This window comes from Rheinheimera soli (assembly GCF_031457405.1).
GTDB classification, from domain to species: Bacteria; Pseudomonadota; Gammaproteobacteria; order Enterobacterales; family Alteromonadaceae; genus Pararheinheimera; species Pararheinheimera soli_A.
On record NZ_JAVDWR010000035.1, the window covers coordinates 1 to 11,954 of the forward strand.

Genomic DNA, 11,954 nt, shown 5'->3' on the forward strand with positions numbered 1-11,954 from the left:
ATCAAAGCAGGGCAATTACGGTCTTAGTTCCGGTCCATGAGCTACCAACTGACTGGTAACTCAATCGATCAGAATTAAATTGAAAAGGTACTAGTTCCAGTCACTCGTAGCCGCCACTCAAGAAAACCTTCAAATGCATACCAGATAAAATGTAATAAAAAGTAGACATTAGTTACCAGGAGAGAATTTGTAATTAGATCTTCTGAAATTCCAACAAATTTAAATCCAAGAACAGAGGAAGCGGGATCTATTTTGACGCCGCCAATTGTAATTACGATAGAGACTATTCCGAACGCCAACAGGTTTCTTCTGACTTTAAGTGCATTGTCAGAAAGATCGCCAGCAACTGGATTGCCAAGGGCTTTTTCTACTGCATCAAGTTTCTCATTGCTCATGAGGTTTCCTTGTAGTTGCTAACGCTCGGCTCACCGAGCAAATTTTTGATGGCGACTTTTGTGCATGTTTTTGCACAAAAGGTGACAGCGGAAATTTGTCCGGAGCAGTCGCTTGTTACATGCGAGTTAAGCACCGAGTCGCAACCCAACATTAAAAAATGCGAACATTACCGAAGAAGATAACATCGCAGCGAGCGCATAATAAGCCCAATGATATTTGGTGAAATGAAAAATAAACCTTACCAATGAAATTGTTGCCAAAATAATTGCTGCTGCAAACAAAAAGAACATATAACCCGCCGCAAGCCAGCCACCATATTCCCCGAGTGCCTCTTTGCCGGTAAATATTAAAACAGTGGCTAAGAAAGATGCTAATGCTTGATCACTAAGAAAACCGGAAATTGATGTGAAAGTGAATTTATTGTCTTTGGTTGGAAGATCAATAAATTCACTGAACTTATTATCAGAAATTTTGGATAGAAGCTTACTTATGAGAGGCAAAGCTATTATCACAGTCATCATCATGTTAAAGAACAGAACCATAAATTTGGTCTGTTCGTCTGGCGACTTACCCTTCAAAACCTCTTCGATAAAAACAAAATTGAAATAAAGACACAAGCCAAAAAATAGCATAGAAACAATAATTTCAAACAGTCCGTATGATCCGAATAAACTACGCAGTAGATCTAGCAACTTACGCACACTTTCCTCCTTGCATGTAACATTTGTATATTGTGCCAGCACGCTTTCTCTTGTTCTACCTGATGACACACCAGCATTAACTTATTAATAAAAAACAATTAATCACAACCAACCACTGATAATTGCGACCCAAAGCGTGCTGGCACATTAGTACTTTTGTTTGGCCTGTTATTTTTAGGTTGGTCAGCTCTAAGTATCTAAAATATAATGTTTTTCTTTTTTAGCAACAGATAAATGTGCCAGTTTATTAGCTCAAAGTATGCCTGTTTTATGGTGAAAGCGAATAACACTGTGTATCCGTCCAGATGTAAAACGAATGTTCGCAATCGGCACAAAGCGAGGATGCAGAAGAGTTCAGGAAACGACTGAACAACTACGTTAGCAGACCCTGTCCAGCAAGGACGCTGGACAAGAGCCTACATGGATGTATCTACGGCGTGTCTGCTTTGTAGTTGACCGCGCCGTTTGAATAGAAGCTCAGTGGGCTACTTTTTTAGGCTATTACCACTGCCTGTATTTTGTTGTGATGAATCATTTTGCAAGGGCAAGGTCTTTTGCCCTATCCGGTTATCTCCAATCAAACATAAGGCTTAACTAAGCCATCATAATCCATCACTTTTTGTACTGCTGGGCGGGCTAAAACCTTTTGTACCCATAGGGCGATAAAAGGGAAATCGCGGGCTTTTTTCTCGTCGAAATGACGGGTCCAGCGGCATAACATCATGGCGTAAATATCTATTAGTGAAAACTCTTCGCCTAAAAACCATGGGCTGCAGTGGCTGGCTAAATGTTTATCTATTTGTTCCAGCAGGCCTTTGGCTTTTTGCTCTGCATGACGTTTTACATCTGCTGCATTTTGCTCACTACTTACCCAGCGATCCGGGTAAAAATACACCACTAAAGTGCTTTGTAAGGTGGCGGATAACCAAATCAGCCATTTGTAAGCTTCGGCGCGTTGAAGAGTACCGGGAGCTGGGAATAGTGTTTTTTCTGGGTGGCTGTCGACTAAATGCAGGCAAATGGCCGCAGTTTCAAAAATGGCCTGACCTTGGTCCACTAAAGTTGGAATAGTGCCATTAGGGTTTAACGCCAGATAGTCAGCTTTTTTATGAGAACCTGTCGCTGTGTCTGTTAAAACCAGCTCATAAGGAACTGCCAGTTCTTCCAGCAGAATATGCGGCGCCATACTGGCGGTGCTTGGTGAATAATACAGTTGGTACATCGATACTCTCCCTAAAATCAAAAACTTATCAGAGCATAGTATTGTGAAGCGCAGATGATGGCAAAACTATCTTTGGGGCAAGGGCGTATGAGGCGGGAGGCTAAGTGCAGACTTATACCCAAAGTAATTGGAGTTGCAGGGAGGCGACAAGCCAGCTAGACCCCAGGAGCATAGTTACCTATGTGACTGGGGCTAGATGGTGTAGTCAACGAAGCTGCAGCTTCAAGTACGAAGGGGATATCAGAGGCGTTCCAGCATAGCTGCAGTAAAGTCTGTAGTGCCGTGGCTGCCACCTAAGTCGCGGGTTGTGCGGTCGCCTGATGCAATTACATCAGTTAAAGCGGCCAGAATCTTTTCTGCTTTATCTTTCATGCCCAAATATTCCAGCATCTGAATAGAAGCTAAAATCACTGAGCTAGGGTTTGCCAGGTTTTTGCCTGCAATGTCCGGCGCGCTGCCGTGTACTGCTTCAAAAATGGCGCAATCTTTGCCGATATTGGCACCTGGTGCCATACCTAAACCACCGACTAAACCAGCACATAAGTCAGATAAAATGTCGCCAAACAGGTTGGTGGTCACTATTACATCAAACTGTTGTGGGTTCATCACCAACTGCATACAGGCGTTATCAACGATCATCTCGCTGGCCTGAATGTCTGGGTAACGTAAAGCCACTTCACGGGCAGTTTTTAAGAACAGACCAGAGGTAGATTTCAGAATGTTGGCTTTGTGAACAATAGTCACTTTTTTACGGTTTTCGCGACGGGCCAGTTCAAAGGCGAACTCAACAATACGTTCAGAACCTTCACGAGTCACTACGCTCATGGCTTCTGCCAGCTCGCCTTCGTTTTTCACTATTTGGCCAGCACCAGAGTACATACCTTCAGTGTTTTCACGTACTGTAATGATGTCGATATTTTCGTAACGGGCTTTAGTGCCTTTGAAAGAAATTACCGGACGTACGTTCGAGTACAGGTTGAATTTTTTACGTAAAGTTACGTTGATAGAGGTGAAACCTTCACCTACAGGCGTAGTGAGCGGGCCTTTTAGGGTGATTTTGTTACGGGCAATAGCATCAAGCGTGGTTTGAGGCAGCAACTCGCCAGTAGTTTCTAACGCGGTTAAGCCAGCTTCAACATATTCATAGTTAAAGTTACAGCCTACTTTATCCAGAACCTGAATAGCGGCTTCTACTATGCTTGGACCTATGCCATCACCTTTGATGACCGTAATAGTTTGTGAACTCATAACGTTCCTTTATAACTTTTAATGCGACATGGATTGGTTGTACTAAACACAAAGCTGACGTTTATACATTCTTCTTATGACAGCTGTTGTAGCAGTGGTTGTGGAAAAACGCCGAAAATATACCAGTTTTGGTGTTTATTTTCCAGTTTATGCCGACATCTGCGACAAATCTGTGACTTCCTGCGGCATAACTTTAGGAAATGGAGAAATAAAACTACAACTGGCTATAAGTTGGGTCACAGGCCGGGTTTGTTCAATTAGCAGGGCCTGCCAATCTGCTGCAGCGCTTGCCGTCTGTGGTTTTGTCGTAAAGTGAGGCTCTACAAATTTATAGCTGTGAGTCAGCCTGTCTGTATCGTCGCTATCAGAAAATACCGAAGCTGTCAGATCAAAAGCAAAAGCCAATACAAAAGCCATAGGGTAAGAATGAGTGGCTGTCGGCAAGGCTCTGTAATGCAGGCAGGCGTCTTGCCAGCTTTGGTTAAATTGCAAATGCTTCAGAGTTTTTACTGCCAGTTGTTGGTAGTGTTCACTTTGCCATAACTGCTGTTTTAGCCATGGACTGATAAGACTGGTGGGCTCTGTTGGATGCGACAAAGCCAAAAATCGCAAGTCAGACTGTTGCCACAAAGGCCAGCATAAACACCAGGCCAAAAGCTCGGCTTGTTGCGACGTTAAAGCATAAAACTTCACTGGCTGGGTTAATAAATACAAAGCTTTGGCTAATACCCGTCTGAATTCCAGCAACCAGTGGTGGTGAGGTTGGTGTTGCTGCTGGCAATGTTGCTCCAGCCAGGCCTGTTTTAACAAGGGGAGCAGTTGCTCCTGGCCCAGCATGGCAATAGCATGTTGAGTGGACTGAATTTTTTGTTGTTGCCTGCTTTGTGCTGATGCCTTTTCCTGCAGTTGTTGCATCAACCAGGGATGTTGCTCAATCAGTTCTGCCTGCTGGCTTACTTTGGCTGCATGACTCAGTTGCTGTAACCAGCTTAAAGCTGGTAAATCTGCGGTTTCAGGCCACTGTGGTAGTAATTTATTATCTTGTTGCCAACCACTGAGCCAGTCATCTTGGCTGTATTGTCTTGGGTTTAGTAACTGCCAGTCTGCTGCAGTTACAGTCTGTGCTGGCAACAGTTGTTTTGTGCTTTTGTCATAAGGTTGAAGCAGTAACTGCATTTGTTCTTTGGTTTGAGTTTCACAAAGCAGCAGGGCAAGGTTGGCATCAGAGTCCCGCACAAAACGCCCTGTGCTGTAGCTGCTGCTGTTTAAACAAGACAGAGCCTGCCAGAACTGCAGTTCTGTTGCCGTTGCTTGTGGCAGCAACTGGGTTGAAATTTTTTCCAGCGCTATCAGTTTGCCTGCTCCAGGTAACATCAAGCGTGTCACCTGCCAGCAAAAACTGATCAACTGGCTGAAATAAGGGCTTTGCCAGCTTGATAAACCTTTGTTTTTGCCATAACACTGGCGCAGCAGGTTTAATACTCCGGCTTTTTCCGCTAATTCTTTATGTTGTTTCATAGTTACTACAGCAGGAAATTTCAGTTGTTGTTGTTCTAAAGCGTTTAGCTCTTCAGCTTTTGCCGACTTTTCCAATAAGGCAGTGACAGACAAATGCTGCAGCAGGCAGCTTTTTAACAGCTGTATAAATAATTCTTCAGGCCAGCGCCCGGCCATAGCAATAGCTGTCAGCAGCGCCGCTTCTTTGATAAAAAGTTTACTTGAAATGCAACCAGTGGCTGGGGTCAGAGATAACTGGGATAACAACAGGAAAGGAGACTGATAGGCCAGTTGAGTGCAAAGCTTACAGATCTGTTGCAGCAAATCCAGTTGCATGGCTAAACTAAGCTCATGATTTTTTGAGTAAAAATCACTGCAGTTCTGATGAAGTGCTGTTAAAGATCCCAAAGTTGCCATCTTAATCCAGTTGGTTAAATTGCGCGACTGCGGTTTCACCTATAGCAATGAGTTGCTGATTCTTAAATAAAATAGCAGTGCATTCATCTTTGGTGGTGATGCCGTCAGTTTTTGTTCTGTGAGTGCGGTAATACATTACCTGATAAACCTGTTGCTGGTGCTTTTTGGCTTCAGTAATGTCAGGCCCACCCAAATAATCAATCACCTGATTTCGGCTGATGGCTTTGGTTAAATCCAGTTTATAAATATATTTGGTGTTAAAGGCTTCTCTGTCCTGCCAGTTCATCTGATCAGGATCATCTTTGTAAAACATCAGGGTAATACTGGTTAAACCGGCATACAGCACTAATCCTGCAAGTAAGAAGGCTATGGTTTTTACTTTCATCTTCTGCCTCAGCATGCTGTAAAACGTACTTGCTGCAAGTTAAGCCCCAACTGCAAATCAGTTTTCAGGCTTAAGATCTGCATAAAGAGTTGCAGTTCAGCACGAGACGTTACAATCTTGTCTTTTAGTTTGGCCGGACAATCCGGATGAGCCAGAGCCGTTTTAATATCCGGCCCCAGTTTTAACAGTTCTGTTGCCGTTTTTGGCCCTATACCTGTCAGACCACTAATGTTATTCGTTTTATCACCCACCAGGCTCCAATATCGGACTAACTGCTCTGGTAATACGCCAAACTTCTGCTGCACTGTCTCAGCGCTATGCTGCTGGCGATTAAAATGGTCGTACACAGCCACACCTTCGGCAAGTAAAGGTAAATAACCTTTGTCAGTTGATACTATAGTGACTTGCTGCTGATGTTTACGCATTGTCATAGCCAGGCTGGCTATCACATCATCGGCTTCCTGATCGGGCATTTGCAGGCTTTCGATGCCTATATCTGCCAGTTTTTGTTTAAGTGCAGGCAAAGCCGTTTGTAAATGCTCCGGCATAGGCAGGCGATCTGCTTTGTACGCAGGGTACAGCTGGGTGCGCCAGTTCAGGTGAGTGACTTCAAACACTGCCAATGCATGGCTGGGTTTAAACTGTCGCGTCAGCTTAATGACAATTTGTTGCAGTTGCTCTGCTGTATTGTGCAGCAGTTGCTGGCCTGTGGCTTCACTGTAAGGGGCAGGGGAGTTATGAAAAGGTCTTTCCTGTGCTGCGTATAAACGACGGACTAAGTTTAGTCCGTCGAGTAATAACAAATGTGCCATATCAGTTCAGAATTTGATAACAAGGCTCATATTTTGAACCTGGTAATTTCATCCGGCCCTGAGCAACAAAAGCCTGCAATAGTTTATCCATCAGGTTCATCAAAACAGCTTCACCTGATAGCTGAAAAGGCCCATTTTGTTTGATGGCTCTTATACCTTCATCTTTGACATTACCTGCCACTATGCCAGAGAAAGCGCGGCGCAGATGAGCTGCTAATTTTGCTTTGTCCTGCTCCAGATGCAGATCCAAAGACGCCATATTCTGGTGAGTAGGAGCAAATGGGTGCTGGAAGTCAGGTGCTATATGTAAGGTCCAGTTAAAGTGATAGGCATCACCACAACTCTTACGATACTGCCGCACTTCAGTACAGCCATGTTTCAGTTTGCGGGCTACTTCAGCCGGGTCGTCTATCACTATTTCGATCAGATCCAGCGCTTCTTTACCTAAAGTTTGTTCAATAAAACTGGCCAGTTCAGCAAAATAAGCAGCGCTTTGTTGTGGCCCTGTCAGGATCACTGGCAGCTTCTGATTTTTGTTTTTTTCGTGCAGCATAATACCTAATAAATACAGCAGCTCTTCAGCTGTGCCTGCACCACCAGGGAAAATAATAATGCCGTGTGCAACCCGGATAAAAGCTTCCAGTCGTTTTTCGATATCAGGCAAAATCACCAGCTCGTTGACTATAGGGTTTGGCGGTTCGGCTGCAATAATGCTTGGCTCTGTTAAACCTAAATAACGGCCTTTGGTATTACGTTGTTTGGCATGGCCTATAGTTGCACCTTTCATCGGGCCTTTCATTGCACCAGGGCCACAGCCAGTGCAAATATCCATGCCACGTAAACCTAACTGGTAACCTACTTCTTTAGTGTATTTGTATTCTGCTTCGTTAATCGAATGGCCACCCCAACAGACAATCATATTTGGCTCTGCGGCTGAATCCAGCACGCGGGCATTACGCAAAATGTCGTACACCGTATGAGTTATATGATCGCTGTTTTGTAAATCCAGCCTGTTGGCGTGGGTCAGTTGTGTGTGGAAAAACAGAATGTCACGCAAGACGGCAAATAAATGCTCATGAATACCACGGATGATTTGGCCGTCAACAAAAGCGCTTTCTGGTGGGTTAAAGAGTTCAATTTTGATACCGCGTTCACGGGCTAATAAATTCACATCAAAGTTTTTAAATTGATCATAAATTTCGCTGGAACTGTCGGTATGGCTGCCGACGTTTAATACGGCAAGGCAACAATTGCGGAATAAGCTAAAGGCGTCAGTGCTGGTGTTATTCTTCAGGCGGTCAACTTCAAGTTGAGACAAAAGCGCCATGGCGCCCAACGGATTCAGTTGTACATGCATAGATTACTTCCTTATGACCCGGCTAATGCCGATACTTAGCTTTTTAATACGACTAAATCCCTGCCTGCACGTTTGGCTTCGTATAAAGCTTCGTCTGCACGGTCAAAAGCTGCTCTGTTATTGTCAGAGGCTTTGAGTTCAGTCGCACCAAAAGAAATTGAAATGGGCACGTTCTGGTCTTTGAATTTAAAGGGGATTTTCTTGATCCTTTCCCTCAGATTATTCAGAGGCTGTTTAAGTTCAGATAAATGTGTTTCCGGGAACAAAATAATAAACTCTTCACCACCATAACGGGCGATAAAGTCAGTTTCACGTAAGCTTTGTTTTAACGCCTGGGCTATGACTTTTAAAGTTTTATCACCAGCACTATGGCCATAGTTATCGTTAATTTGTTTAAAGTGATCCACGTCAGCCAAAGCTATAGCCAAAGGTTTACCATAACGTTGAGCGCGGCGAATTTCCAGCTCAAAACGTTCGTCAAAAGCAGCTCTGTTAGGCAATTCTGTTAAGGCATCCTGCAAGCTTCTGAATTTTTGCTCGGCCAAACGTTTTTTAAATTGGGTTGCTTCCTGTTCCAATTCAGACAGGCGGGATTCCATTTGGCGTAAGGTGGTTAACATCAACTCACGCTCGTCTTTTTCCAGTTGCTCTTTTTCACGCAGAGAATTAGTAATGGCACCCAGTTTGGTGCTGACCAAAGACTGCAACTGCTCCAGCGAAGTGGCTGATTTAGTGTCTGCAGTTAAATTGGTGATTTGCAGCTCTATTTGCTGGTTCAGCAGCTGCATTTTTTCTTTGATGCTGTTGGAGCTATTTAGCGAAGAAACAACAGCTTGCTGCACCCCGGTCAGGGCTTCGTTTAGTTTCAGCAGAAAATGTTGAGCCGACTGACGCTCGTCTGTTACTGAGGCAATAATAATTTCAATAGTGCGTAAGCAGGATTCCAGCAGGGACTCAATGCTGACATCGGACAACAAAGTTAAGCGAATTCTCTCTATATCCTGGCCATATTTACCTTCAAAGGCCAATTCACTCAGCAGGTTAGTCAGTTCAACAGAAATTTGCCGGCAAATAGACTGATACTTCTTGTCATCTTCAGCACCGCTTTGCTCATTTTGTTGTTTAGTGGCTAAAGCTGATTGATACAACTCTGTTAAACGGGTGATATGAGGTAAAAATGCCTGCACTGTAGGGGACGGTTCCTCTACTTTCGTCAGCAAATCACGTAAGTCGCGCCTCAACTGGTCCGGTAAACCACGCTGTTTCTGCAGCATTTTCCCGGCATCTGTTAAAGTGCTTTGGGCTTTTTTCAGATCGGATTGCTGCCGGGCTTCCAGTGTTTTCAGAGTTTCAACGGCACTTTCCACCAAAGGCAGAATTTTTTCCAGATCAGTGCCTTTGGCAAACTCCTGACGCAAACGCGCCAGCTTATTATCCAGCTCAATATCTATGCCTTTACAGGCCAAAGACAACCTGGAGACAAATTGAGACAAAATTTTAAACTGACTTTCGTAGGTATCTTCCAGCTGCTTGCGTGCTTTTACTGCATTTACCAGCTGTTGTTTTACATCACTTTGCTGCTCGGCCACCAGAATCATTCCCCAGGTACAAAACCCGCTCGGTTTGAGCTAAGTATATCTGCAATAATGATAAAAGCGACAGCTTAATCTGGCAGGAAATGAAAAAAGCGGACTAAAAGTCCGCTTAAAATCAGCAATTATGTAGGGTATTTTTTTGTGGTTACTTTTTGGTTAAATAGTATGGTAACCAGCTTTGTTCTTCAGCAGAGGTCAGATAGTTCATCTTGTTCACTTTTGGTCTGAAGTTAATAGGGTTGTCCCTGTCAGGACGAGGTGCATTAAAGCAGAATTTGATCTGAAAGTAAAAGTTAAAATGTAATAGTACAGGGTGGGTTACAGAATTCTGATCGCTTTTATTGGGCATTTTGTGGCGTTTTATTAGCTATTTGTTTGAATTTATGGTTGTTTTTCATTTTTGGTTTTGGAGGTTACAGCGTGAGATTTCTGAAAGTATTTTTTGCATTGATCATAATAAGCAGCTCAGCTTACAGTTGGGCACAAGTGGATTATCAAATCAGTATCACTGAACCAGAGCATCATTTAGCAAAAGTCAGAATGGAGCTGAATGTGGCAGAGGCCAAAGCTCTGACCTTGATGTTGCCTTCCTGGCGCAGTGGTAAATATAAAATTCTGGATTTAGCTAATGGCATCAGTGGCTTCAGCGCTGTGGATGCGCAAGGAAAGGCCATCAACTGGCAAAAAACTGAGAAAAGCAGCTGGACTTTAGAGCCAGCTGCACCAGGTAAAGTTGTAGTGGAATATACAGTCTATGCCAATCAACTGGTGGAACGCACCCGCCATATTGATGAAACTCATGCTTATATCAACGCCAGTTCTTATTTAATGTTCAGCCAGCCACACAAAGCTGAGGCTGTATCGGTGCAGTTGGAAGTACCAGAAGGCTGGCGCTCTTTCTCTGGTATGGATAAAAAGGATAACGAACACAAATTTATTGCAGCTAATTATGATGTGCTGGCCGATTCACCTATAGAAACCGGCATCAACCAGCACCACAATTTTCAGGTGGATGGCCGTGATTACGATCTGGTGATTTGGGGCGAAGGTAATTACAACGCAGAGCAGATGCAAAAAGATTTAGCAAAGCTGGTGCAGCAAACGGACTCTATCTGGCAAGGTTATCCTTACAACCGTTATTTGTTTATTGTGCACGCCACAGACGGTGTTCGTGGCGCCACTGAGCATTTAAATTCAACTGTGATCCAACGCGACAGATTTACTTTTGCGCCCCGGGCTAATTATCTGGAGTTTTTAGGTACGGCCTCACACGAAATAGTGCATACCTGGAATGTCAAAGCATACAGGCCAGCCGGACTGGTTCCTTATGACTATATCAACCCTAACTACAGCAGTTTGTTATGGATTTCAGAAGGTTCTACCAGTTATTTCCAGAATCAGTTGTTACTACGGGCTGGTTTAATGACAAAAGCAGAGTTTTATCAGGATCTGACAAAACGCCTGCACAGATTTATGCATACTCCAGGGCGTTTAGTGCAGTCGGTGGCTGAAGGTAGTTTTGACAGCTGGATAAGCTCAGGCGGAGATCACGGCGCTAACTTTAATGTCAGTATTTACTCTGAAGGTTATATCGCCAGTTGGCTGCTGGATGAATTAATTTTAAGGCAGTCAGGGCGCAAAGCCAGCTACCGCGAATTACATAACCAGCTGTATCAGCGTTTTGCTAAAACCACAGCTTTTACCGCCGAAGACGTGATCCAGATTGCTTCCGAGCTGACAGGTGAAGATCAAAACTTATGGTGGCAACAACAAATAGAACAGCCGATGAAATTTGAGCCTGAGCAGTTGTTAGCCAGCTTTGGTTTGCAATGGCAAAGGGGCAAAGAACGTGAAACCTTTACAGGTATTACAGCTGAAGACAAAAGCGGTTTTGCGCTGGTGCAAAGGGTTGAACGCGATAGTCCGGCCTGGAAAGCGGGTTTTACTTCTGAAGATTTAATTGTTGCTATTAATGCTTTGCAATTAAAAGGCGATTTGAGCCACCGTTTGCAGGATTTTAAAGCAGGCGACAAAGTACAAGTCAGTTATTTCCGTCAGGGCAGATTACAGCATCAACAACTGGTGTTGGCTGATAAGCCAAAAGGTATAGGTAAAATCGAGCCTGTGGCTAAGCCAAGCCGTCAGCAAAAGGCTATGCATAAGGCATGGTTGGGTGTGGAGTTGTAGAATTTGTGGGGGCAGGGTTTATCTCTGCTCGTGCTGTCAGATTGCGTATTCTGTTTTATCTGAACACCTATTCTGGTGATTGTGAACACCAGTTTTTTTCCCGCGTTGGGCTCAGCTCCTTTTTAGCTCAGGTGTTC

The 11,954-nt window shown here is 44.0% G+C and carries 10 protein-coding genes; 1 reads left to right on the plus strand and 9 read right to left on the minus strand.

Features of this window, described 5'->3' with window-relative positions; genetic code table 11:
• Window positions 1–74: 74 nt before the first annotated feature.
• From J2W69_RS20215 to J2W69_RS20255, 9 genes are all read right to left on the minus strand, one after another.
• The gene (locus tag J2W69_RS20215; RefSeq protein WP_310281974.1) at window positions 75–395 is read right to left on the minus strand and encodes a hypothetical protein; all 321 of its coding nucleotides are present in this window, start codon (window positions 393–395) and stop codon (window positions 75–77) included.
• A 126-nt stretch (window positions 396–521) separates the two neighbouring features.
• A complete protein-coding gene (locus tag J2W69_RS20220) occupies window positions 522–1,097 on the minus strand; it encodes a hypothetical protein (RefSeq protein ID WP_310281976.1) in 576 nt (191 codons plus the stop codon).
• 577 nt (window positions 1,098–1,674) lie between these two features.
• Window positions 1,675–2,319, minus strand: coding sequence for a glutathione S-transferase family protein (locus J2W69_RS20225; RefSeq protein WP_310281978.1), 645 nt, complete (start codon window positions 2,317–2,319; stop codon window positions 1,675–1,677).
• Window positions 2,320–2,559: 240 nt separating this feature from the next.
• Window positions 2,560–3,567 (minus strand): isocitrate dehydrogenase, encoded by a 1,008-nt coding sequence (locus J2W69_RS20230; protein WP_127021037.1) that lies wholly within the window; start codon window positions 3,565–3,567, stop codon window positions 2,560–2,562.
• 147 nt (window positions 3,568–3,714) lie between these two features.
• Complete coding sequence (locus tag J2W69_RS20235; protein ID WP_310281981.1) at window positions 3,715–5,481, minus strand: hypothetical protein; 1,767 nt, start codon at window positions 5,479–5,481, stop codon at window positions 3,715–3,717.
• A 1-nt stretch (window position 5,482) separates the two neighbouring features.
• Window positions 5,483–5,866, minus strand: a complete 384-nt coding sequence (locus J2W69_RS20240) for a DUF3192 domain-containing protein (protein WP_310281983.1) — start codon at window positions 5,864–5,866, stop codon at window positions 5,483–5,485.
• An 8-nt stretch (window positions 5,867–5,874) separates the two neighbouring features.
• Window positions 5,875–6,678 carry a flap endonuclease Xni gene (xni, locus tag J2W69_RS20245; RefSeq protein ID WP_310281985.1) on the minus strand — a complete coding sequence of 268 codons (804 nt, stop codon included), beginning with the start codon at window positions 6,676–6,678 and terminating at the stop codon, window positions 5,875–5,877.
• Window position 6,679: 1 nt separating this feature from the next.
• The gene (ppnN, locus tag J2W69_RS20250; protein WP_310281987.1) at window positions 6,680–8,035 is read right to left on the minus strand and encodes a nucleotide 5'-monophosphate nucleosidase PpnN; all 1,356 of its coding nucleotides are present in this window, start codon (window positions 8,033–8,035) and stop codon (window positions 6,680–6,682) included.
• Window positions 8,036–8,070: 35 nt separating this feature from the next.
• The gene (locus J2W69_RS20255) at window positions 8,071–9,633 is read right to left on the minus strand and encodes a diguanylate cyclase (protein ID WP_405047903.1); all 1,563 of its coding nucleotides are present in this window, start codon (window positions 9,631–9,633) and stop codon (window positions 8,071–8,073) included.
• A gap of 417 nt (window positions 9,634–10,050) precedes the next feature.
• Here J2W69_RS20255 and J2W69_RS20260 point away from each other — a divergent pair, with 417 nt between their 5' ends.
• Window positions 10,051–11,817: a M61 family metallopeptidase gene (locus J2W69_RS20260; RefSeq protein WP_310281991.1), complete on the plus strand. Its 1,767-nt coding sequence runs from the start codon at window positions 10,051–10,053 to the stop codon at window positions 11,815–11,817.
• Window positions 11,818–11,954 lie beyond the last annotated feature (137 nt).